Origin of the sequence: Terasakiispira papahanaumokuakeensis (genome assembly GCF_001709345.1) — a bacterium.
GTDB classification, from domain to species: Bacteria; Pseudomonadota; Gammaproteobacteria; order Pseudomonadales; family Halomonadaceae; genus Terasakiispira; species Terasakiispira papahanaumokuakeensis.
Genome location: NZ_MDTQ01000001.1, coordinates 1,434,787 through 1,458,873, shown reverse-complemented (window position 1 = coordinate 1,458,873; position 24,087 = coordinate 1,434,787). Strand labels below are relative to the sequence as shown.

At 50.6% G+C, this 24,087-nt stretch carries 21 protein-coding genes; 13 read left to right on the top strand and 8 right to left on the bottom strand.

Annotated elements, in window-relative coordinates:
• Nucleotides 1–13 precede the first annotated feature (13 nt).
• The 9 genes from BFW38_RS06325 to BFW38_RS06285 are packed head-to-tail and all read left to right on the top strand — an operon-like array spanning nucleotide 14 to nucleotide 6,167.
• Nucleotides 14–1,030 (top strand): coiled-coil domain-containing protein, encoded by a 1,017-nt coding sequence (locus tag BFW38_RS06325; RefSeq protein WP_068997631.1) that lies wholly within the window; start codon nucleotides 14–16, stop codon nucleotides 1,028–1,030.
• Entirely contained in the window at nucleotides 1,030–2,802 is a 1,773-nt protein-coding gene (locus BFW38_RS06320; protein WP_218186371.1) for a DDE-type integrase/transposase/recombinase, read from the top strand. Before BFW38_RS06325 ends, BFW38_RS06320 begins: the two co-directional genes overlap by 1 nt.
• Nucleotides 2,802–3,959, top strand: coding sequence for an ExeA family protein (locus BFW38_RS06315; RefSeq protein ID WP_068997630.1), 1,158 nt, complete (start codon nucleotides 2,802–2,804; stop codon nucleotides 3,957–3,959). The genes BFW38_RS06320 and BFW38_RS06315 overlap by 1 nt, the downstream gene beginning before the upstream one ends.
• 1 nt (nucleotide 3,960) lies before the next feature.
• Complete coding sequence (locus tag BFW38_RS06310) at nucleotides 3,961–4,248, top strand: hypothetical protein (protein ID WP_068997629.1); 288 nt, start codon at nucleotides 3,961–3,963, stop codon at nucleotides 4,246–4,248.
• On the top strand, nucleotides 4,245–4,478 hold the full coding sequence (locus tag BFW38_RS06305; protein WP_068997628.1) for a hypothetical protein: 234 nt from the start codon (nucleotides 4,245–4,247) through the stop codon (nucleotides 4,476–4,478). Before BFW38_RS06310 ends, BFW38_RS06305 begins: the two co-directional genes overlap by 4 nt.
• A 1-nt stretch (nucleotide 4,479) precedes the next feature.
• Nucleotides 4,480–4,659: a hypothetical protein gene (locus BFW38_RS06300; protein ID WP_068997627.1), complete on the top strand. Its 180-nt coding sequence runs from the start codon at nucleotides 4,480–4,482 to the stop codon at nucleotides 4,657–4,659.
• A gap of 44 nt (nucleotides 4,660–4,703) precedes the next feature.
• Nucleotides 4,704–5,315, top strand: a complete 612-nt coding sequence (locus BFW38_RS06295) for a DUF3164 family protein (RefSeq protein WP_068997626.1) — start codon at nucleotides 4,704–4,706, stop codon at nucleotides 5,313–5,315.
• Nucleotides 5,316–5,368: 53 nt separating this feature from the next.
• Nucleotides 5,369–5,806, top strand: a complete 438-nt coding sequence (locus BFW38_RS06290; RefSeq protein WP_068997625.1) for a gp16 family protein — start codon at nucleotides 5,369–5,371, stop codon at nucleotides 5,804–5,806.
• Between the two features lies 1 nt (nucleotide 5,807).
• Nucleotides 5,808–6,167 carry a Mor transcription activator family protein gene (locus tag BFW38_RS06285; RefSeq protein WP_084004495.1) on the top strand — a complete coding sequence of 120 codons (360 nt, stop codon included), beginning with the start codon at nucleotides 5,808–5,810 and terminating at the stop codon, nucleotides 6,165–6,167.
• A 90-nt stretch (nucleotides 6,168–6,257) separates the two neighbouring features.
• Here BFW38_RS06285 and BFW38_RS06280 read toward each other — a convergent pair whose 3' ends face one another.
• Together BFW38_RS06280 and glpK are read right to left on the bottom strand one after the other, a co-directional pair.
• Nucleotides 6,258–7,148, bottom strand: coding sequence for a PAS domain S-box protein (locus BFW38_RS06280; protein WP_068997624.1), 891 nt, complete (start codon nucleotides 7,146–7,148; stop codon nucleotides 6,258–6,260).
• A gap of 256 nt (nucleotides 7,149–7,404) precedes the next feature.
• Nucleotides 7,405–8,898, bottom strand: coding sequence for a glycerol kinase GlpK (gene glpK / locus BFW38_RS06275; RefSeq protein ID WP_068997623.1), 1,494 nt, complete (start codon nucleotides 8,896–8,898; stop codon nucleotides 7,405–7,407).
• A 187-nt stretch (nucleotides 8,899–9,085) separates the two neighbouring features.
• Between glpK and glpD the strand changes: the two genes are divergently transcribed.
• Both glpD and BFW38_RS06265 read left to right on the top strand, forming a co-directional pair.
• Nucleotides 9,086–10,777, top strand: a complete 1,692-nt coding sequence (glpD, locus tag BFW38_RS06270) for a glycerol-3-phosphate dehydrogenase (protein ID WP_342668845.1) — start codon at nucleotides 9,086–9,088, stop codon at nucleotides 10,775–10,777.
• A 192-nt stretch (nucleotides 10,778–10,969) separates the two neighbouring features.
• Complete coding sequence (locus tag BFW38_RS06265; protein ID WP_068997621.1) at nucleotides 10,970–12,865, top strand: HAMP domain-containing methyl-accepting chemotaxis protein; 1,896 nt, start codon at nucleotides 10,970–10,972, stop codon at nucleotides 12,863–12,865.
• 403 nt (nucleotides 12,866–13,268) lie between these two features.
• Here BFW38_RS06265 and BFW38_RS06260 read toward each other — a convergent pair whose 3' ends face one another.
• From BFW38_RS06260 to BFW38_RS06235, 6 genes are all read right to left on the bottom strand, one after another.
• Nucleotides 13,269–13,679, bottom strand: coding sequence for a helix-turn-helix domain-containing protein (locus BFW38_RS06260; protein WP_068997620.1), 411 nt, complete (start codon nucleotides 13,677–13,679; stop codon nucleotides 13,269–13,271).
• Between the two features lie 423 nt (nucleotides 13,680–14,102).
• The gene (locus BFW38_RS06255; RefSeq protein ID WP_342668844.1) at nucleotides 14,103–15,563 is read right to left on the bottom strand and encodes an ATP-binding protein; all 1,461 of its coding nucleotides are present in this window, start codon (nucleotides 15,561–15,563) and stop codon (nucleotides 14,103–14,105) included.
• Nucleotides 15,560–16,225, bottom strand: coding sequence for a response regulator (locus tag BFW38_RS06250; RefSeq protein ID WP_068997619.1), 666 nt, complete (start codon nucleotides 16,223–16,225; stop codon nucleotides 15,560–15,562). The genes BFW38_RS06255 and BFW38_RS06250 overlap by 4 nt, the downstream gene beginning before the upstream one ends.
• A 179-nt stretch (nucleotides 16,226–16,404) precedes the next feature.
• Nucleotides 16,405–17,112 (bottom strand): TIGR00266 family protein, encoded by a 708-nt coding sequence (locus tag BFW38_RS06245; RefSeq protein ID WP_068997618.1) that lies wholly within the window; start codon nucleotides 17,110–17,112, stop codon nucleotides 16,405–16,407.
• 97 nt (nucleotides 17,113–17,209) lie between these two features.
• A complete protein-coding gene (locus BFW38_RS06240; protein WP_342668842.1) occupies nucleotides 17,210–17,950 on the bottom strand; it encodes a response regulator in 741 nt (246 codons plus the stop codon).
• Complete coding sequence (locus BFW38_RS06235) at nucleotides 17,931–19,595, bottom strand: ATP-binding protein (RefSeq protein ID WP_139116569.1); 1,665 nt, start codon at nucleotides 19,593–19,595, stop codon at nucleotides 17,931–17,933. The genes BFW38_RS06240 and BFW38_RS06235 overlap by 20 nt, the downstream gene beginning before the upstream one ends.
• A gap of 537 nt (nucleotides 19,596–20,132) precedes the next feature.
• Between BFW38_RS06235 and BFW38_RS06230 the strand changes: the two genes are divergently transcribed.
• Together BFW38_RS06230 and BFW38_RS06225 are read left to right on the top strand one after the other, a co-directional pair.
• Nucleotides 20,133–21,464 carry a 2-hydroxycarboxylate transporter family protein gene (locus tag BFW38_RS06230; protein ID WP_068997617.1) on the top strand — a complete coding sequence of 444 codons (1,332 nt, stop codon included), beginning with the start codon at nucleotides 20,133–20,135 and terminating at the stop codon, nucleotides 21,462–21,464.
• A 485-nt stretch (nucleotides 21,465–21,949) separates the two neighbouring features.
• Nucleotides 21,950–24,022, top strand: a complete 2,073-nt coding sequence (locus BFW38_RS06225; RefSeq protein WP_084004493.1) for a TonB-dependent receptor family protein — start codon at nucleotides 21,950–21,952, stop codon at nucleotides 24,020–24,022.
• Nucleotides 24,023–24,087: the final 65 nt, after the last annotated feature.

Sequence of the window (24,087 nt, the reverse complement as noted above, 5' to 3'; positions counted from 1 at the left end):
AGAGGATTTTTTGATGAGTACGCAGAAGGACGCATTAAACAACGATAACGCAACCATTGTCGGCACCCATGAAGAAAACCATGAGCTGGCATTTGACGTCCAGGCCGTGAACGAGTTGCAAAATCAAGCCGCAGCACTGACAGGCGCACATAGCGATGAGAGAGACCTGGTTAATCAGATTCTCGGGCAAGTCCAAATGGCCAACTCCATCGCTCGTTTTGCCGACGTCGTCAGTTTGACCAAGCTGGCTCATATCAAGGAAACCCGCATGTACAAAGCGTTAGCGGGGAAAAAGGGTCTTGATCCACAGGGCAACGAAATTGCCGACATCGGCACTTTTGACGGATTTTGTCGGGCGCTTGGATTGTCTCGCTCCAAAGTTGATGAAGACCTAACAAACCTAAAGCACTTTGGCGAGGAAGCGCTCAACAACCTAACGGCAATAGGCATCGGTTACCGCGAAATGCGTCAGTTTCGAAAGCTCCCTGATGACCAAAAAGAGGCGCTCATTGAAGTGGCCAAAAGTGGCGACAAAGAGAGTTTTGTGGAGCTGGCTGAGGAAATCATCTGCAAGCATGCCAAAGAAAAAGAAGCGCTGCAGAAGGATCGCGATGACGTTCGTGCTGATTATGACGCGCAAAGTGAGTTGCTCAGCAAGCGAAACGATGAGTTGGATGCCGCCCGTTTTGCACTGGAAAGGGCGGAACGACGACTGCGTGACGCCACACCGGACGAAGCTGAAAAGCAGCTGAAAACCGAGATTAGCGGTGTCGCGGTTGAGATTGAGAGCCTGTTTAAGACTCGTCTGGACGGAGCACTTTCCACGCTACAGGAGCACGCCCAAACCACAGGCCATGATCAGCGGCTTTACATGGCTACGCTGGTTCGTCAAATGGAGCTGGAGTTGCTGGCATTGCGTGAAAAATATGCGTTGCCCGATAGCCTGGATGGCAGCAATCAAGATTGGATGAGCGAGCAAGCGCTGGCTGACGCTGAAGCTGTCGTTCAGCAGCTCAACGGAGAACGGTAATGATGGCTGCCGTGATGACCGAGTATCTGGTTGAGGTCGCCAAGGCCGCGCGATCGGCCGGGCATGGCGGCAAGCAGGCGATTTACCAGCAGGCGTGCCAAGAGCTGAATATCAGCTTGGCGACGCTTCATCGCAAGTTAAATGAGGTGGCCGCCGTGAAAAAGAGCCGCAAACAACGCCGCGATGCGGGACAAAGCGCACTCAGTCGCGAAGAGGCACTCATGATTTCTGGTGTCATGATGGAGTCTCGTCGGGGGAATGATAAGCGACTCATGAGTCTGAGTGATGCTTTGACGGCACTGAGATCCAACAATCTCGTGCGCGCCGAGCATGTCGATGAAGAATCTGGTGAGGTGCGTCTTTTAAGTGAGAGCGCGGTTCATCGGGCATTGCGTCGCTATGGATTGCACCCCGAACAGCTGTCTCAGCCTGACCCTCACACCAGCTTGCGTAGCTTGCATCCGAACCACGTTTGGCAAATCGATGCCAGCCTGTGCGTGCTGTACTACCTGAAGCCTCAGGCGGCCCAAGCCAATGGCTTGCACATTATGGATCAGGGCGAATTCTACAAAAACAAGCCGAAGAATTTGGCTCGGGTGATGGCTGACCGGGTTTGGTCATACGAGATCACAGATCATGCCAGTGGCTGGATTTATGTGGAATACGTGATGGGCGCTGAGAGTGGGCAAAACTTCACGCAAGTGCTGATTAATGCAATGCAAGAGCGCGGCGGTGCGGATGTCCTGCATGGCGTGCCCAAGATTCTTTACATGGACCCTGGCAGCGCCAATACCAGCGCCATGGCGCTGAACCTGTGTAAAAGTCTCGGTATTGAGGCGATTGCTCACGCCCCCGGCAATGCCCGCGCCACCGGGCAGGTGGAAAACGCCCGAAACATTATTGAGAAAAAGTTTGAGGCCGGTCTGCGCTTTCGCCCAGTGGCGGATCTGTCTGAGCTGAATGCCCTGGCCGCACGTTGGCGGGCTGTTTTTAATGCCCAGCAGGTGCATCGACGCCATGGCAAGAGCCGCAGCGCCCAGTGGCTGACGATCCGCGAAGATCAATTGGTTAAGGCACCGAGTGTTGAGGTGTGCCGCGAATTGGCGGTGGCGACTCCTGAGGAGCGCAAGGTGACACCCGGGTTGAAGATCAGTTTTCACGGTGATGAGTACTGCGTGGGTGAAGTGCCTAACGTGCTGGTGGGTCAGAAGCTGCTAGTGACCCGCAACCCCTGGCGGGAGGATGCCGCTCAGGTAGTGATCCGTGGTGACGATGGGCACGAGACTTTCTACCTGGTGCCGCGTGTTGTGAAGGATGAGCTTGGCTTTGATACAACCGCGCCTGTTCTGGGAGAGGGTTACGGCCGCCTGGCGGACACTGGTGCCCAGAAGGCCAAGCAGGCTATCGAGCAGGTGATGACGAGCACGGAAACGCCAGCCCAAGCGGAAGCTGTTCGCAAGTCAAAATCCACCCCCTTGCAGGGTCGATTAGACCCCTATAAGCCGCTGGATGATGCGCGATTGCCTGATTACATGCCGCGCCGAGGCAGAGAGCATCACCTGCAAGCCCCGACTGTTGTGGCCCAACCGTTAACACACTTGCAGGCCGCTAAAGTGTTGCGCAAGCAGCTGGGTGATCACTGGCAGCCAGAGCACTTTGCCTGGCTGCAGAGAAGTTACCCTCAGGGCATTCCTGAAGATCAACTGGCGAAGGTGGCTGAGCAGCTACGCACCCCCCGGCCTGCGTTAAAAGTTGTGGGAGGAAACGACTGATGTTGAAGCTGAAAGCCGCGTTGGCGGCCCTCAATGTAAAACAGACTGAGTTAGCCAGGGTTCTGGAGATCAGTCAGGCCAGCGTGGCTCAGTTAGTTAACCATGACCATTGGCCAAAGACGCTGGAAATCAAAGCGCTAAAAACGCGTATCAGCGACTTTTTAAAAGAAAAGGGTGCTACGGCTGCCACCGTTAGCACCCTGTTTGAAGCCGAGGAACTGCCGGAAACAGTTCCTCAAAACAGCGCTACGAAAAACGCTATGTCCGAGGAGGACGCTCTCATGTTACTACGCAAGCAGCAATTGTCACCAGCAGCAAAGCAGGTTTTTGGGTTGGCTCGCGATCCTTTCTCTGAGGTCCGCAGTGCTGATGAGGTCTTTCTGACCCCTGATTCTCGCTATGTGCGTGAGGCCTTACGCCAAACAGCAAAGCATGGCGGTTTTATGGCTGTGGTTGGCGAGTCAGGCGCGGGCAAGTCGACCTTGCGCCGGGATTTATCCGAATGGATCAGCCAGCAAAACCAGCAGGTCGTGGTCATCGAGCCTTATGTGCTGGGCATGGAAGACAACGATATCAAGGGTAAGACGTTGAAATCTGCTCATATTGCCGAGGCCATTATGGCCAGCGTAGCGCCAGGGCTGAACCCTAAGCGTAGCCCTGAGGCAAGGTTTCGCCAGGTGCATGATGCTCTGCGTGAAAGCCATCGTTCAGGTAACCGCCACCTGCTGGTGATTGAAGAAGCCCATGGTTTGCCCATTCCGACGTTGAAACACCTGAAGCGCTTTTTCGAGCTTGAAGATGGCTTCCAAAAGCTGCTGGGTATCGTGCTGATCGGCCAGTCTGAACTGGCTCAAAAGCTGGATGAGCGTAACCCCAGTGTGCGCGAGGTGGTTCAACGTTGTGAGGTGGTGCAGCTGCTGCCGCTGGATAATGAGCTGGAGCAATATCTGCAGCACCGATTCAACCTCGCAGGCAAGGCATTGAATGATCTGATTGATCCAAGCGGTATTGAGGCGCTCAGGACCAAGCTGACCGGTGGAGGCAGTTATTCCGTCTTATATCCGCTGGCGATCCATAACGTGCTGACTGCCGCCATGAATGAAGCGGCAGAGCTCGGGGTGCCGATGTTAAGCGATGAATTGATTTTGGGGGTATGACATGGGACAGGCCAAAAACATGAGCACTGAAGGCAAGCAGCTGATCGATCAGCTCCAGCACGCTCAGGATACGGCTCGCGAGCTCATTCAGCATGGGTTAATGCCAAGCGAGATTGTTGTGAGCGCAGGTTCCACCGTAATTGAGCTGTCGCAAAGCCGTCAAAATCGGCGCTTGGGCGGCGTTCAGGTCGGGCAGATTTGCGGCCCTTCAGGGCGCTTCACCCGTTTTATCGCAACCTTTGGAGAGGTTCGGGTCGTCTGGGTTCAGCCATGGGAGCAATCAGTATGAATGATATGCAAATTGAAGATATTTCAGTTGGCCCTATCACTATTGTTGCTTGCCGAATGCCTGATGGTCGCGATGGCTGGGTGTTACCCGGGGGCGGCTTCACTGGGCGGCACCGGGAGGCTTTTAATGCTGCGCGTTCATTAGCGCATATGGTTGATGGGCATGAGCGATCATTGCCCGAGTCATTCAAACGCGTGGACGGCATCTATGCTCGCCGCCAAGGAAGTTGATATGCGCTCAGCATACACAATCGAAGATGTGCAGGTGACCAGTGAGTTACTGAAAGCTCTGCTGCGGCGACTGGATCATGCTGTGCGTGCCCATGATCTTGGTGAGGCTCAGCGAGCACTACAGGCCATTGAGGATCGATCTGTAGAAACTCAGCACATCATTACGTCGATGCGAAGTTAATTTATGCGGCCTCCTAGGGAGGCCGTTTCTCACTGGAGGTTGTGATGAACAATATCCCAGAAGGTTACCAGCAAGATGCACAGGGTCGGCTGGTACCTAAAAAACTGATCAAGCCCATCGATCTGGCTCGTGATGAGCTCGTGATGGAGATGATGGGGCGAGCCCTCAAACTGCACGACCAGATAAGTCAGTTCAAGGCTGCAGCATTTGGCGATATTGAGGCATTTGTTGAGATGAGTGCCGAAGCCTATGGCGTCAAGATGGGCGGTCGTAAAGGCAATCTGTCGCTCTTGAGTTTTGACGGCAAGTACAAAGTGGTGCGCGCCATACAAGAAAGCATTCAGTTTGATGAGCGTTTGCAAGCGGCTAAAACCTTGATTGACGAATGCTTGAGAGATTGGAGTGAGGGCGCAAAGCCGGAGCTTCTGACGTTAATAGATGATGCATTTCGGGTCGATCAGCAGGGCGATATACGAACCGCTCGGGTGCTGGCTCTGAGGCGCATGGATATCGAAGATGAGCGCTGGCAGCGTGCAATGCAAGCAATCGGAGATGCATGCCAGGTTGTCGGCAGCAAGTCGTATGTCCGCTTCTATGAACGGGTCGGCAATTCTGATCAGTTCAAGCCTATTCCTCTAGATATCGCTGGAGTGTGAGATGGATCAGAAAATCCAAACGAGGCGGCCACTTCAAAAGAGGAAAGACAACCATGCCTAACAATCGCTTAAAGCTCATCAAGATTATTCACGTTGCCCGGCGTGAGCTAGGCATGGATCGTGATACGTATATGCAGATGGTGCGCGGCTTACAGGGATTGGATGCAGTGCAATCGACATCTGAGCTTTCAGTTCCAAATCTGAATAGGGTTTTGGATGCCCTTAAAAAGCGTGGCTTCAAGGTTGTTCCAAGCCCAAAAACACGGGGAAAACCACACAATTTTGAAAGCAGAAGCATGCCAGACATGATCACGAAAATAGAAGCTTTGCTGGCAGATATGGCGCTGCCCTGGTCATATGCTGACGCGATCGCCCAGCAAATGTTTGGCATAGAGCGGTGCTCTTGGGTCCGGCAAGAAAAACAGCTGAAAGCGATCATTGCTGCTCTGTATAACAGGCAGCGAAAGCTCTCTAGTCAGAAGGAGAAGTGAAATGAAATCAGCAATGGCTGAGCTGCGCCACGAGCTACTGATCGATGTCGCCGGACACGTAGCCGACGTGATGCGCGACCATAAAGTTGATGAAGATCTAGCTGAACAGGTGGGATATGCTGTTGCTGATCGACTCGCTGCAAACTGGGGCGGCCAAACAATCAGCTTCCCAAAAGACTCTGCTTTTAAACTCGCAAAACGGGACAGAATGATTTATGCCGAGTGGGGCCAGCTATCGCCACCTCAGCTAGCCCGTAAATACAACCTAACCGTCCAAGCAATCTACAGCATTTTGAGGCGCGCAAAGAAAGCAGCGATCAGCGAGCGTCAAGATGATATGTTTGGATTTGATGATCGCTAACTTGAAACGCTCTTTCAGTTTCTGTCCCATGGTTTCTCATGTAATCCCGCACTGTCCCGCATTTATCGCACCACTCCTGGTATATTTATCTCAACCAACCTCAAGATCCCGGTTACGGGCAATTTCGTGTCCCACCCATTCAGCAAACAACCGAACCAAATTCAAATCACTGCCATCAAAGGCCTCAACAGGATCGGGGCTAGAAAAATTGATCGTGCCGTAACGCTCACCATCAACCTCAATCGGGCAGCCAATATAAGCTTCCAGACCAAAATTCAAATAACAAGGATGATATTGAATACGGCTATGGGCCACATGATAAAATCCTGTCGGGCCATCCGCATCCAAGGTATGGACACAATAGGTATTCTCCAGCTCAAAAGCCGCCCCTTCCGGTACCGCATCTTCCGGGTGGTAAACCGCCTCAACAACGTAATTTTGTCCTTCTATACAAGAGACGATGCCCATCAGCATGCCAAAATGCTCGCATCCTAACTTGAGAAGTTCATAGATTCGGCGCTCATATTCCAACATTCTTGAAGAGGTAATCGAATGTAAGCGACTCATCGTCTGCTCAGAACGAACTCGTTTGCTGACATCACGAATAATGGCAAAAAAGTAAACTTCACTGAGGGATTCATCACGAATAGGCCCACCGATGGTTTCACCATAAAAAATATGACCATCCATCGATTGGTAACGCACGATATAGGGATCTGAGATTTGATTGACACTCGGATTAAATGTGTTCTGCCCCCGCGCTTCAAAATCTTTCTCATCTGCATAAAAGACTTTCGTTGGCAACCCCACCACATCAGCTTGACGACAACCAAAAAGCTTTTCCGCTGCTGTATTCATCATAACAATACAGCGCTTTGAGTCTGCGATCACAACGGCTTCTTCCATAGATTCAAAGACTTGGAGCACAATTGAAACCGCTTGAGAAGATAACCCGCTAGACGCCAGTGACGTGATTTCCATCTAAAACATCCTTATTACAGCACCAAAGATTGAGTACTTTATCAGCGCTATCCAATGATCAGCGCTATCCAACACCCCACCTTCAGTGGCATTCAGAGCGTATTGAGAGCACGCGATTCAGGACTTTTCTTTTATTGACACAAGCCCTCCTGAACACAACAAGCCCCCCCTGAACCAAAAGCCCTTCATGAGCCCAAAGCCCTTCATCAGTATAATGAACCTGAATCCCCCTTCCATCCAACTGGGCTCAAGTCGATCACTCAGCTATATCCGACTTAACCCGAGCCACCGCATTTAACCAGCCGTCATACAGGCGCTGGCGAGTATCATCATCCAGCTGGGGTGAGAAAGAGCAGTCTTTTTGCCATAAAGCGGCAATGTCATCCAGGCTGTCATACCAGCCCAATTGCAATCCAGCCACATAAGCGGCACCGAGCGCAGTCGTTTCCAAAAGCGTCGGCCGGTCCACCTGAACATTCAAAATATCGGCAAGAAACTGCATCACCCAGTTGTTACTGACCATACCCCCATCAACACGGAGTGTCTGGGCTTCACAACCGACATCCTGATTCATACAGGTTTGTAAATCTCGGGTTTGATAACACACTGACTGCAACCCTGCTGCCACGATCTCCGCAATCCCCGTGTCTCGCGTCAGCCCAAAAATCGCGCCCCGTGCTTGAGGGTCCCAATGTGGCGCACCAAGCCCTGTAAAGGCGGGCACTAAATAAACGCCATGTCCCGCCGTTGTTTGCCGTGCTAAAGATTCTGTCTCTTCAGCATTAGAGAACAGACGCAATCCATCGCGGAGCCATTGAATCGCCGCCCCGGCGATGAAGATGCTGCCCTCCATGGCATAAGTCACCTCGCCTTTGAGCCGATATCCGACCGTCGTTAACAGCTTGTGCTCAGAAGACTGTGCCGATGACCCCGTATTCATGATCATAAAACAGCCCGTCCCATAAGTGCTTTTCACCATCCCGGGCTCAAAGCACGTCTGGCCAATGAGGGCCGCTTGCTGATCACCCGCCACCCCTGCGATAGGTAACGATAGGCCCAGCCAATCCGGATCAGTCTGACCAAAATCATCGGCACAATCTTTAACCTCTGGCAGCATCTCGCGAGGAATATCAAACAGCGCCAAAAGATCGTCATCCCAGCATTGATCATGAATATTAAATAAGCATGTCCGTGATGCATTGGTCGCGTCCGTCACATGTGATCGACCGGCGGTTAACTTCCAAATTAAATAAGTATCAACCGTCCCAAATAACAAATCCCCTCGAACGGCCCGGTCTCGTGCACCCGCCACATGATCTAAGATCCAGCCCAGCTTGGTGGCAGAAAAGTAAGGATCAATCAGCAGCCCCGTTTTCTCTTGGATCAACCCAGTATGACCAGCGTCTCTTAGCGTTTGGCACTGCTCACTGGTCCGTCGATCCTGCCAGACAATGGCATTATAAAGAGGCGTACCGGTATGACGATCCCATACCAGGGTCGTTTCGCGCTGATTGGTAATCCCAATCCCGACAATGGCTTGAGCGTCAATCCCCTCAGAGGCCAATACATCTCGTGCTGTGTGTAACGTCGATTGCCAAAGATCGTCAGGGTCATGTTCCACCCAACCATTTTGCGGAAAATGCTGGGGGAACTCCTGTTGAGCAAAAGCAACGCGATCACCTTGAGCATCAAATAAAATAGCGCGAGAACTTGTCGTGCCCTGATCAATCGCCAGAATTAACGGAGTCATGCAGATATCCTTATGTCAGCAGCCTATAAAAGACAGTTTATGACAACAACGTAACCGCAGCGTATCACCGCAACGGATGACCAGGAGCCTCCAACTCATCAGCTCAATACCGGTTAGCTTGCCGTGCCCAATGCCTAGACACAAGTCAACGAAAGCCGTTGAGACTTCAACATCAGCGGGAATAGGGATGCTGAACAACGTCAATTCCGGCATGCTATGGTCATGCGGGCATGAAGCAAAATACGTGAGGCAAATCACCGCCAAGCAGATTATCGGTTATCCAGAACTATCGGTTATCCAGAACTATCGGTTATCCATAAGGAGTGCTTTCGATATGGGCTTACCGCTCTACGATTTATGGATCATTGGCGGCGGTATTAATGGTACGGGCATTGCTTGCGATGCCGCCGGGCGGGGGTTAAAAACAGGCTTATGCGAACAGGCCGATCTGGCCAGTGCCACGTCATCAGCATCGAGCAAATTAATTCATGGCGGTTTACGCTACTTGGAGTACTACGAATTCCGACTAGTCAGGGAAGCGCTTCACGAACGTGAAGTCTTGATGAAAAAAGCGCCCCACATCGTCTGGCCGATGCGTTTTATTCTACCTTATCGCCCACACTTGCGGCCGAGCTGGATGCTACGAACAGGTCTCTTTTTGTATGATCATTTAAGCCATCGAGATAGCCTGCCGAATACCAAAACGCTCAAATTTCATGCAGTCGACGTCAACAAAAGCGCTACGGCTGACAACACAAGCCCACTCACGCCAGAGTCACCACTCTTACCCTCAATCACCCATGGTTTTGAATACTCAGATTGCTGGGTTGATGACGCCCGCTTGGTCATTCTTAATGCCCTTCAAGCACAGCAAGCAGGCGCTGATATTTATGTACGCACTCGCTGTGACCATGCCGAAGTTGATCAAGAGGGCTATTGGTTATTAACTCTAAGCGATCAAACCACCGGCCAGCAGTGGCAGTGTCGCAGTCGAGCACTGGTCAATGCCGCGGGCCCTTGGGTTGAGTCTTTCATTCGCCAGCAAATCCATCAGAAACCCCACTATGGCATTCGGATGATCAAGGGAAGTCACTTGATTACACGGCGGCTGAATACGGATGACCGCGCTTATATTTTACAGAACCAAGATAAACGCATTGTCTTTGTGCTCCCCTATCAAAAAGACTTCAGTCTGATTGGTACCACCGACCAGCCCTATCATGGCAATCCCGCTGAGGCCAAAATCAGTGATACCGAAATTCAATACTTGTTGGATGTCATCAAAGATTATTTCAAACAACCCCTCACCCATGATGATATTGTCACCACTTTCGCGGGTGTCAGACCTCTATGTGATGATGAGTCCGATAACCCTTCGGCCATGACACGCGACTATACCCTAGACCTGAGTACCGATGCGGGGGCCCCGCTACTGTCCATTTTTGGTGGAAAAATCACCACTTACCGAAAGCTCGCAGAAACCGCATTGAAGATGCTCACGCCTTATTTCCCGAAGATGGCACCCGCCTGGACAGCCACAGCGCCTCTACCGGGAGGAGATATCGACAATCGTGAAACTTATGCGCAATGGTTACAACAACGCTACCCCTTTCTGACAGCAGCGTTGGCCGAACGTTATGCCAGTAGCTATGGCCGCCTATGTGAACGTTTTCTTGCAGATAAAACCCATTGGGCGGCCATGGGAGAGGATTTCGGCGCAGGATTGACCGAGGCCGAAGTTCATTACCTCATCAAATACGAATGGGCTCGGACCATTGAAGACATTCTGTGGCGAAGAAGCAAACTTCAGTTACAACTGCCCAAGTCACAAACCATGCGCTTACAAGAATTTATTAAAACATTAATTCAAGAGCAATAAGGCCATTTCATATGCCTAAAAAAACAATGACACACCGAAATATGCGCCCATCTTAATATAAATGAAAAAATTATCTACAGTCCAGAAATGCCAACCGATTGCATCTAACTTAATTTTCAATCTTTTAATATTTAAATCATATACTATAATATCGTTATGCGATGTTGGCTAAAATTAAAGGACCATTAGATAATGCTAAATTATTTCAGCAACCTGACAGTGAAGGCGAAGCTTGCCATAGGCTTTAGTAGCCTAATTCTTTTAACTATTGTGATCACAGTAGTCGGGCTAAGTAACCTTCAAAATGCTCAAGAAAGATTCACTAAGGTCGAGCATGCAAAAGAACTTGAGACGTTACTTTATGCCGCCCAGGTTCGCCGTATACTCTATGTTGAAACCCCTTCTGATGAAAATGAGCAGGCTCTCAATAAAGCTGCAAACACCATTGACCAGCAGCTCAAACAAGAGAAAACACTATACAAGGATCCGGTCGACTTAGGCTTTATCAAAAAAGCTAGCGACCATATGGCTCAATACCTTACGACTCTTCAAGAATTCACCGCAAAAATCGAAATGGCCGAAGACATTGCGGCAAACTGGCGAGAAGACCTGCGTCGTATGGATGAGCCGGTGAATAGCGTCATTGAGATGGCAGCGGGCCGTAATGATACACAAGAACTGATTGCCGCAGCGAACCTAAGATTTTCTCACGAAAAACTACGTCAGGAAGCCAACTCACTGATCAGGCAGGATGACAGCCAAAATATAGGCACATCACAATCACAAGACCGTTTTCAAAACGCCATTAATGCATTACCAACACAAGGGGCTTATCAGCAGACTCAAACATTATTAAATGATGGGTTGCGTCAATATAAAGTCACGGCCAAACAGTATCGTCAGATCAAAACCCAAGCTCAAACACTTAGAACCCAGCTTGGTCAATTGGGAAGCAATATTGAACAAAACATCAAAGCATTAGTCGCTAAACAACTAAAGAAAAGCGACAGCGAAGCCGAGCAGACCCAAGTTACGTTGTTGAGTATCAGTCTTGCGGCATTAGCCATTGGGCTTGGTGCCACAATACTGATCACCCGTATGATTGCCCCACCGTTGGCGAGTGCGGTTGAGATGGCCCAAAATATTGCTCAGGGCGACCTCACACAACGTATTGAGAGCCAGCGCCAGGATGAGATCGGTCTTCTGATCCGTGCGATAAGCCATATGCAAGCCAAGTTACGTGAAGTCCTCGGCGAGGTTGAGCATTCAACGACTCAGCTGGCTTCAACATCAACCCAGTTGTCAGCATCAGCCACACAAAACAGTCATGGCACCCAAGCCCAGCAAGAAGAGACAGATCAAGTCGCGACAGCGATGAACGAAATGACCGCCACTGTGGCAGAAGTCGCCCAACATGCAGAAGAAGCAGCGGCAGCGGCGACAACCGCAGATGACTTGACTCAGAATGGCATTAAGGCAATCACAGATTCTGCCACATTGATTAACAACCTCTCAGACTCAGTCAGCCAATCAGCCTCAATGATTGAAGAGCTCAAAGCAGCCAGTGACAACATTGGCAAAGTACTGGAAGTGATTAATGATGTCGCAGAACAAACCAATCTATTAGCGTTAAATGCGGCAATCGAGGCAGCCAGAGCCGGGGAAGCCGGGCGTGGGTTTGCTGTCGTCGCCGATGAAGTCCGCAACCTCGCGCGTAGAACCCAAGATTCAACAGGTGAAATAGGCGGTCTCATTACACGCTTGCAAGATTACACTCACCAATCCGCAGAAATGATGGATAACAGCCGAAGTATGGCGAAAGAGAATGCCGATAATGCAGAACAAGCCGTTCAGATGCTTCGCCAAATCGGTGATGCTGTTGCTCATATCCAACAAATGAACCAACAAATTGCAACAGCGGCACAAGAACAAAGCAGCGTCTCGGAAGATATTAATCAGCGCGTCACGCGAGTGAGTGAGATTTCGGCACAAAATGCCGCCGCATCTCAAGAAACAGCAAGCGCTACCGAAATGCTGGCCCAATTAGGGAACACGCTAAAAGCCACGCTTCAGCGTTTTAAATTATAAAAGCAGTCGTTTTAAGTTCAGCATGCTATAAAACTTCATCGATTATAAGTGCTCAAGGCCGCTCTTTTAAGGGCGGCCTTGCTGTTTATGACATTTCCAGCATGTTGGCCACAGGACATCGACTTAAAATATCAACCAGAATACAATCAATAAAACTAATAAAGAAAAAATAGATATATATTCCTCCCTCACACAAGTCAAAATAATCCTGTCCAACCCTCACCGCCTCATAATAAAAGCGACTCGATCAGCGACGTCGTAGACACAATCGACAATCCTTATAAAAATAAGATAAAACGCATATATCGACATAAGCTTTAAAGCTCTTTTAAAAACTCTCATCGAGCAAGGCCAACTCAAGCATACACGGGGATATCAGCCAAGCAATCTGACGGGTCAGCAATCAAGTCTTGATAGCGCCCTGGTTGCGGTTCACGCGTTTGAGCAATTTGCGAAATGAAGCGCACGCCAAATGGTCTTCAGCGGGGCAATCAGCCACATGCGCTAAAGTCTTTTGAATCAGCGTCAAATGTTTAATGGTATCCCCTACCTCTTGGGCCTTTTGCCGCATCTTTTCGCGGTCAATCGATACACTCCCCTGCGGCCCCAGCATCTCTCGAATGTCATCAAGCGAAAACCCCGCATGACGCCCCAGGGCAATCAACGATAAGGTTTGCAATACGGAGTCGGCATATTGACGTCTTAGTCCATGGCGCCCCAGCGGGGAAATCAATCCCTGTGCTTCGTAATAACGTAAAGCAGAAGTCTTAAATCCACTTAATGCGGCTACCTCGCCGATATCCAATACTTTCATCACTGTCCCCTATCAGGCCCCACATTTTTCAGCCCTTAACGCACATCGCTCTCAGTTTCTACTGACTGCTGAGCCCATAAAATAAGGCATTGACTTAAAGTTAACTTTAAGTTGTAACCTTAGCAAGTGCTATCTAAAACAGTGATTCAACAGCAGTGATTTAACAACCGTCATTCAACAACAGTAACAACCAGAAGGTGATACCAATGAATGAGGCCACAATAACGAAGATGTTGCTAAAGGGGACAGCACTCGATTTAGCCACAGGAGGGCACATCATCTTGATCGGCCTAGGGGCCACCCTGAACGTAAGGAAGTCGATCCAGCTCACCGCTGGCTACGTGAACGGATCTCCGGCATTATCGCCTCGCCACCATAAATCGTCTCGCGGTCAGACATCGTCTCGACTTTTCAGCGTAGCAGTCAACGCGAGACAGCAGGCCAGAGTACCGTGACCTCTAAGCCATGAGGCTGGCGATTACTCAACTGTAATTCTGCTTGTTGTAACGTCACCAGCTCATGAACAATAGAAAGGCCCAGCCCACTACCCGTAATACTTTGATCAGATGCCCGGCGAAAGCGCTCCGTCATATGCGCCATCAAATGCTCGGGAATACCCGGGCCAGAATCCTGTACGCATAGAAAAGGATGGCCTGCCCGACACCCGAGCATCACTTCAATCTCCCCACCCTCAGGGGTATAACGCAGCGCATTATCGACCAGATTCCGGAATAAAATCCCCACCTCAGTGGCATCAGCTCGAACATTCAATGCCATGAGACCGGTCAAGCTCAATCGCTGATGGCGTTGATGTGCTTGCGTATAGAGATCAGCCATCAACTCAATCACGATGGGATATACATCGATCGACGTTTTGGGTGTAACACGCCCTCCACGATCCAGCCGTACCAGAGTCAACAACTGCTCGACAACACGCTGCAAGCGTTCAACACCGGTATAAGCCTTATGTAATGAGGCCTGCTCACCAGCCAAGGCATTATCTAAATGAATGCGAATTGCGGCCAACGGAGTGCGCATTTCATGGGCAGCATCAGCGCTAAAGCGGCGCTCACGTTCTAGCGTTTTATCCAAACGATCAATAAAACCATTCAAGGACTGTTGTAGCCCTTCAATCTCTCGTGGGACAGGCTCATCAAGTCGGCTTAAATCCTGGGCATCGCGCCCCTGGACTTGCTGAGATAACTGGTTGATGGGCGCCAATCCACGACGGATAATACGGTTCAAGCTCCATAACAGCACAGGCAACAACAATAGCATGGGCAATAAATTATTCAGTGTAATACGCTGAACGATCGCATCATGAAAGCTACGCCTAAGCCCTAAACTGATCCACAGACCACTGTGTTGATCTTGCATACTGAAAACACGCCAGCGATAGCCGTTGTAGTCCGCCCAGCGGTAGCCTGTTTCGCTTGGGGCTGGAAAAGCACCATGATCCTGCCACGGCCCCCCCATCAAATACGGCTGGCCATTTGGACGCCAGAACCCGACAACTAAACGCCGTTCTTCTTCGTGATAACGCTGATCACGACTCAACGGCTGCGTTTGGGCATGAGCACCTGACTGAGGATAAAATCCCGCCGGATGACCGGGCAAATTCAGATGTGTGGCTAAAGCTGTTAATGCTTCAGCAGTCGGTTCAGAGGAAAGCTGGCTGGCCACAATCCGCGCATGCAAGCTCAGCTGCGTATCTAGAATTTCTTCCATCTCATGATCGGTAATCAGATAAGCCGCTAGAACGGCGACCGCGCCTGCAACCGCCAGCACCGCCATCAGCGCCTTTAATAAATAACGTCGTACCGATGTTATCGGGCGTTCAGATTGTCGCCGCTCTGAGCGTTTCCACAGTAATCCCCACCTCATCCGGCAGCACCACTATCCAAGCGATAGCCCACACCTCTGACGGTGGCAATCAAACCTTTAGTCAGTTTTTTACGCAAATGGTGAATATGAACTTCCACCGTATTCGACTCCACTTCTTGATCCCAGCCGTATAACAAGCTCTCCAGACGTGGGCGTGATAACACCTTATCGGCATGGCGCGCCAACTCTAAGAGCAGCGTATACTCACGGCGGGCCAAGGCCACATTGTGCCCTGCCCAGCACACACTGTGCTGGGCTTCGTCAATGGTCAACTGCCCGATCGTCAACAGCTGCGAAGCACGCCCTTCGGCACGCCGCATCACCACCCGCAACCGTGCCAGTAACTCCTGTAAATCAAAGGGCTTGAGCACATAATCATCCGCCCCCGCATCGAGCCCACGAATACGATCTTCAACCGCATCTCGGGCGGTCAGAATTAACACCGGCAAGGCCGTGTAGCGACGAATACCCGCCAAAACATCCAGACCATCAATATCCGGTAAGCCCAAATCCAGCACGACAACACTGAACTCATCATTGCGGACAGCCAACAGCCCCGCTTGCCCACGGGTCAACCAATCAACGGTGTATCCCTCACGCTCCATGGCAATTTTAATGCCATCGCCTAATAACGGATCATCTTCGATTAATAACGCACGCATGCTCGCACCTCTCTCGTTCAAGCGCAGCATGTCAAAGCATGCTTAAGATAAACTTAAGCTTTTAAAACCCGCTTTTAAAACAGGCCGACAAGTCCAGTAGACAAAACATTGATCTAACCGCATAGACTGACATTACTCTTGTGCCCTTCCGGCCATGCCCTCTTGCCTAACCCGGCCCTCTAACCTTGATTACGATCTTGAGGTATGGCAGCCACAATACGGTCGGCGAGGCGCGCAAAAGGTAAACTTTGTAGCCACACCGTTCCTGGGCCTTCCAAGGTGGTGACAAAGAGCCCTTCTCCACCAAAGAGTGCGTTACGGAACCCGCCAATGAACTTCACCGAATAATCCACTGAAGGCGTTAAAGCCACTAGCGCCCCAGTATCGACACGTAACGTTTGCCCGGGTAATAAATCTTTACGCACAATCGTGCCGCCAGCATGAACAAAAGCCAGGCCATCTCCAGACAAGCGTTGAAGGATAAAACCTTCACCACCAAAGATACCCGCGCCCAGTTTCTTCGAGAAGGCGACATCAATTTCAATGCCTGAGGCGGCACATAAAAACGCATCTTTTTGACACAACACCTGTCCGCCCAACTGGGCTAAATCAAGTGGCACCACCTTCCCCGGATAAGGGGCAGCAAAGGCCACATGAGCTTTACCTTCACCTTCATGCAAAAAGGTCGTAATAAAAAAACTCTCGCCGGTCAGCATGCGTTTAAAACCAGAGAAAAGCCCACCACCAGTGCCCGTTTGCATCGCAATGCCGTCAGACATATACATCATGGCCCCGGCTTCGGCTCGAACGCCTTCCCCCGGATCAAGCTCAATCTCAACCAACTGCATCTCTGCGCCATGAATCTCAAAATCAATCACATCAGCCATACTGCCTCCTTTCCATTGAAAATCACTGCCCATATATCGGTCGATCCAACTGTCGATCCCATATTAGCGCTAAAACGATCAATCACGGCGAGTGTCTTTATAGGTCAACAGGATCACGCAAGCACTCCAGACCGTCTAGATCCAGGCAAGTATAGGTAAAGGAAGGGCGCCCAATCTGGCCATAAGCAAATGTCTCACTCAACACATGCTTCTCTACCATATACTTTAAATATTTGCGCACCGAAACCCGAGACATCCCCGTCATACGGGCAATATCCTCGGTGGAAAAAGTACTGCCATTAACTCGGTTAATGGCATCAATCACCTGTACAAGACTGGGATGTGTGAGTCCTTTAGGTAGCCCAAAAGGACGCCCGACCTCCGTTTTTGATGCACGAAAGACCGTATCCAGCGTTGACTGATCAAACGACTCGCGCGCTTGGCGTAAGGTCACACGCTGACGCTGTGCATTCAATAACGCCTCCCGGAAGCGCTTAAACTCAAACGGTTTAACTAAATAATCGGTCACTCCCAAGCGGCGAGCTTCTCGCACCGTTTCCGACTCAGAAGCCGCAGTAATCAAAATCACCTCAGGCACATCGTCCCGCTCACGCAATAAACGAACCAACTCCAAGCCATTGCGCGCCCCCAGATACACATCCAATAACACAATATCCACGGGTTCACGCTCAACCACCACACGGGCCGTTGTCAGGTCACTACATCGAGCCACTAGCGTCATGGCTTCAACCCGAGCGAGATATTCCACATTGAGCTTCATGACCATTGGATCATCTTCGACAATCATGACCCGCATATCAGTGCTCATTGGCATCATACTCACTCCAGTAGGGATACATAATTTCAATCAAAGTGCCCTGACCAGGTGTTGAATACACACTGATATCACCGCCGACATCATCCAGCCGGGCTTTCACCATAGACAACCCAAGACCTCGGCCTTCCCCTTTGGCCGACACGCCTTTAGCCAACACATGAGGCAACAAATCTGGGTCAATCCCTGGCCCATTATCCTGACACTGCAACCATAAGGCATCATCTTCTCGGGCTAACGTCATCACCAAATGAGGTGAAGGCTGGTCCAGTAATGCCTCAAATGCATTTTCAATGATATTGCCCACCACCGTGACCAAGTCATGGACAGCACGAGGGCTTGATGAAGCGGGAATCTGACTTTCAACTTGAAGATCAAACTGTACACCACGCTCACGCGCCTCACTTTGCTTACCTAGCAGAAACCCTATCAGCACGGGCTCATGCAATTGAGTCGCTAACATTTCAGAAGGGGCCAAACGGGCATCTTGCACGCTCTGCAAATAATCATTCAGCGTCGCATAATCTTGTAGATGTAACAGCCCTTGGATGACATGTAGCTTATTTTTAAACTCATGTGTAGAGGCGCGTAAGGCTTCTGCATACCGATGTACGCCCGTCAGCTCTTCAGCCAATAGATGCACAGCATCTTTATCACGAAAAGTGAATAATGCCCCTAGCGTTTCATCATGCCAGAGTACCGATTGATAACTCACCAGCAGCGTCACCCCATCCAGCGTCACCGTTTGATAGGCAAAAGCACCATCATCACGGGCCTGAGCGCCAGCTTCAGACTGTAAACGAGGGCGTTTAAACTCAGGAAAGCGCTGAAATAACCATTCACCAGGCTCGGGTAACGGCCGACTTAACCTTGACAACAATTGACGTCCCGCTGGATTAAGCATCGTCAAGCGGCCTTCAGCATCAACCGCTAACACCCCCTCCTGAATCGCATCCAACATGGCCTGACGCTGCTGTACCAGATAGGCAATATCTTGCGGCTCCATATTCAATAATTGACGCTTGACCGTTCGCGCAAACCACATCGCGACAATAGCGCCCACCACACCAATCAACATAAGCGTCAGAACAAGCTGCGTACGATGTCGATCCCACAAGGGAGTCAGCCGGTTCATCGTCACCCCTACCGACACCGCACCAATAATGTTTTGAGCTTGATCCTTCACTGGGGCAAAACCTCGGAGACTCACACCTAAAGTCCCTGCTGCTCGTGATGTATACACCGACCCCGCCAGTGCAGCGGCTTCATCATCACCTTGAAAATGATGACCAATTTTATCGGGGTCTGGGTGGGTTAAGCGTTGAGATGCCGGCGTCATCAGTACAATAAAGTCCATGCCCGCCTGCTGACGCAGCGCCTCAATAGCGGCTTGTAGCGCGGGATCAGACCGCACGGAACCTGATGGCTGATGGTTTAGCGCTTGTACAACATCAGGCCGCTGCGCAACGGATAACGCAAGATTCTCAACCCGACGAGATTGAGCTTGCTCAAGGCTGGTCACTAACTGCTGGTTAAACAACGTAAAGGCCGCGACCAATGTCATCGCAATCAACACGATACAGACCCAAGCGATCAAGAGACTCAGCGGCCAGCGTGATCGAATGTGTTGTTGTGCTTGCTTAGTCAAGAGATCATCAACCCCATTGCTTATCAACCCGCTACGGATCAACCCTCGATGGATAGATCAACCCCACGACCCACTGATCATGTCATGAAGCATTCAATCGAAAGCCGCCACTTTAACGACATTTATTTTCAAATGCCTTTATTTTAAAACCATTCATCATGAAAGGCCTTTATCCAACAAAACTTTTATCTGACAAGGTTTTTATCTTCCAAAAGATTTCATATCCAAACCTTGTTCTCAAATACCCTTTGATCGGCAAGGCCCCTAGACAACACACGAATGCGCCAATGCATTCGACCTTGGTGGCATTTTTTCAAGCCACAAATTATGCAGCCAACGACCCATCGGCTTTGTTTAATTACGAAATGTTTTTTTAATTACCCAAAGATTGGCCTTCCGCCGTAAACCCGTATTCTCGCCGAAACCTTGCACATTCTGCGCTCATCAGAAGCGAAAATCATAACACGCAAGGCCAAGCCAGAGCCGTCGAGCAGCCAGTGCCGTCGAGCAAAGGGTTAAACGATTTGGAGTGATGCCATGAACCACACAATCAACAGTGCCGGGCCTGCTAGCAACAAAGCAGCGACCAGCAGTGCCGCACATTCTCAGGTCAGTCAGCTGCACATTTTTGGAATGCCGTTGCATCTTTTTAGCCTCATCGCCTTAGTGATGGTGGTTGCGATTTACCTTGATGTACTGCCTAAAGGGATGATTGGCGCTTTCTTGGTGATCATGGTACTGGGTGAACTGTTCGGATTTATCGGCGATCGCCTACCCATCATCAAAAGTTACCTGGGCGGCGGCGCTATTCTGGCCATTTTCGGTGCAGCCACACTGGTCTATATCGGCGCGCTTCCCGCTCATATCAGTGACAATGTCACCAGCTTCATGAGAGGGGGTGGCTTTCTCAACTTTTATATTGCCGCACTGATCACCGGCAGCATATTAGGTATGGATTCTAAGATCCTAGTCAAAGTGGGAACCCGCTTTGCGTTACCACTACTGGCCGCCGTACTCTTTGCCTGTTTATTTGCGGTGGCCATGGGGCAATTACTGGGCTTCTCAGTGCAAGATGCCGTTGTTGTGATCACCTTACCGATTATGGGGGGCGGAATGGGTGCGGGTGCCGTGCCTATGAGCCAAATTTATGAGCAACTGCTGGGACAACCCGCCAGCTACTATATTTCAATTCTTGTGCCGGCCCTTGCCTTAGGCAATGTATTCGCCATTATCATCGCCGGTTTGCTGGATGGGTTAGCCAAACGAGTGCCAGGGCTCTCTGGTGGTGGCCAGATGATGCCCGGTGTAGAAATCACCGAAAGCAACACCCCTGTCGATATCAACAAACTCGGCATCGGCCTCGTCATTGCATTAACCTTTTTCACCGGAGGTAGTATCTTAGGGGCTTTTATCCCCCTGCATCCCTACGCACTGATGATCATTCTGGTCGCCACCGTCAAAATCTCCAATCTGATGCCAGAGTTCGCCACTGATTCAGCCTCACACTGGTTTAAATTTGTCGCCAAAAACTGGACCTTCGCCCTCCTGTTTGGCATTGGTATCGCCTACACCGACCTGGGCCAAGTCATTGACGCTATCTCCATCACCTATGTGCTGATTGTCTTCGCCGTTGTTGCAGGCGCTGCTTTTGGCGCGGGTTTACTCGGCAAAATGGTCGGTTTTTATCCGGTCGAATCCGCTATCACTGCTGGCTTATGTATGGCCAATATGGGCGGCACCGGCGATGTCGCCGTTCTATCTGCAGCCAAACGGATGCAACTGATGCCCTTTGCACAGATTTCATCACGCCTAGGCGGCGCACTGATTCTACTGATCTCCAGCTTGATGGTGCCGCTGTTGTTTACCTAAATCCGTTGTGTTTACCAAAATCCGTTGTGTTTACCAAAATCTGCTGTTGACCTAAATCGATACTGAACAAGGCTGCATCCATCCCCCCAAGCAATAAAGCGGCCCGTCATAGATGACTCATGACGGGCCGTTTTAACATGTCGACATCAACTGGCGTCATATGATGCTCATGGGCGCTCGCGAGAGGCTTTATGTCACTTAAAAAGTTCATTTCAACTTAAAACTTGTAGCCAATACGTATTCTGCGCCGCTGGCTAAAGTCCTGATAAGCAGGCTATCTAATTTGACCTCCACCGCCGAATTCACCAAAATCCCTCTATTCAGCAACCCGTACTGTTCCAAGCCTGCGATTTTCAGCGCGTCATCAGCGCTGGGGATGCCTTGTACTTAAAAACATGTACTTAAAAACATGTATTTAAAAATATGCATTTAAAAGCATGTCCTTAAAAACATGTCCTCGAAAACATCAACAGAAGTGACCGCCCATGCCGTCTTGCCATCGACCGAAATATGCTCATCCGATGCTCCGTTCTCCTTTAGCGCTCGCACTCATTGGGCTCGCGTCGATAACGCACGCCGAACCTCAATCATTAAGCACTCTCACCATCAAAGCCCCTCGGATTGACCGCGATCTTTACAGCACCCCCGCAGCCGTATCGTCTATTGGAGAGGAGTCGATCAGTCAGGGGCAGCAGCGTTTGAAGCTAGATGAAACCCTGAACACAGAACCCGGCATTTTCCTGCAGAATCGGGAAAACTTTGCTCAGGGTGAGCGCATTGCCATTCGGGGTTTTGGATCACGAGCACAGTTTGGCGTACGGGGGGTCACCGTAATGGTCGACGGCATTCCGTATACCCTGGTCGATGGTCAAGCTCAATTGGATGCCATTGACCTCAATAGCGCACAACGCATCGAAGTGATTCGTGGGCCCGCATCAGTGCTTTATGGCAACGCAGCCGGTGGTGTGCTCAGTATCACGACATCGGATGGTCAACAAACACCACCAGGGACCACCATCCGAGCTGAAGGCGGCAGTGATGGGTATGGTCAGCTTAGCCTGAAGAATAGTGGGCAAAATGGCCCCTGGTCACACAGCGTCAGTGTTTCGGGCTTAAATTTTGACGGCTATCGGGATCAAAGCCACGTCGAAAAATACCTGCTCAACAGCAAACTCCGCCGACAGCTGGATAATGACCGGGCACTCACGCTTATTATCAACTTGATGGATAATCCTCGTTCGGAGGACCCTGGCGCCTTGACTCGCGCACAGGTCAAAGACGATCGCACCCAGTCAGGCAAGTTCACTGAAAAATTTGAGACCGGCCAAACGGTCGACCAACAAGTGATCGGCTTGCAATATGAAGACCTCTCCGCCGGGCCCGGCGAACTTTATCTCAAGAGCTTTTTCATGCAGCGGGATTTCGAACAGCAATTGCCCTACCCCGGTGACAGCCTGATCAGCTACGATCGAGATTATTACGGCGCCAGTGCAGAATACCGCCAGTACGTCACCATGGGGCCCCATTTACTTCACTATACCGCTGGGGTTGAAGCACGCCGCCAACAAGATCATCGAGATCGCAAAGCCATCAGCTTCGCGGGTCATCAAGAAGGCCTAACCCAAGACGAAACACAAACCGCCACCACACTGGGGGCTTTTGCGCAAACGGATATGACCTTGCCACACAGCTTAACGCTGACCTTAGGGGGGCGTTTTGATCGTGTTAAGCTCGAAGCCGATGATCACTTTATGAGTAATGGCGATCAAAGCGGTGACAAAACCTTCAATGAGTGGAGTGGCTCATTAGGCTTAAGTTACCGTTACCAGCCTAATCATCAGGCTTACCTCAATATCAGCACCGCCTATGAAACACCGACCTTCTCTGAATTTGCCAACCCCAATGGTACCGGCGGCTTCAACGCCAGCATCGACCCACAAAAATCCGTTAATCATGAACTCGGACTCAGAGGTGACTGGGACACAGGCATCAATTATGACTTCGCCTTATTCTGGATTGATGTGCGCGATGAGTTGGTCCCTTACGAACTCGCTGGCGATAGTAACCGCACTTTCTATCGCAATGCTGGCGATACCACCCGGAAAGGCATTGAGCTGTCGTTAGGTTGGCAGATTGCCGACAACTGGCGTATCGACAGTGCACTGACACTGGCCCAGTATGAATTTGATGATTATCCCATTGACGGTCAGAATTTCAGCGGCCACCGCCTACCCGGCCTGCCGGAGCAAACCTGGACTACCCAACTCCAATGGCAAGATCAACACCACCGTTTCGCCACCTTGGAAACCCGCTACATCGGTGACATGGTCGCCGACGATGCCAACACCGTCGACGTTGATGACTATTGGTTGCTTAACCTTCGCGCGGGCAACGGCTGGCAGCTCGGTCAGAGCACCTTGCTCACCACCTATCTCGGCGTTCGAAACCTATTGGACAAAGATCACTATGCCAATGTGCGTATCAATGCGAGCAATAACCGCTACTTCGAACCAGCGGCAGATCGTACCTATTATGCCGGTGTAGAAGTGAGTTTTTAAGGCGAGGGATGAGTCGGTTAGGCTCAATACCACACCCACTGGCACGACCACGATGACCCTCAACA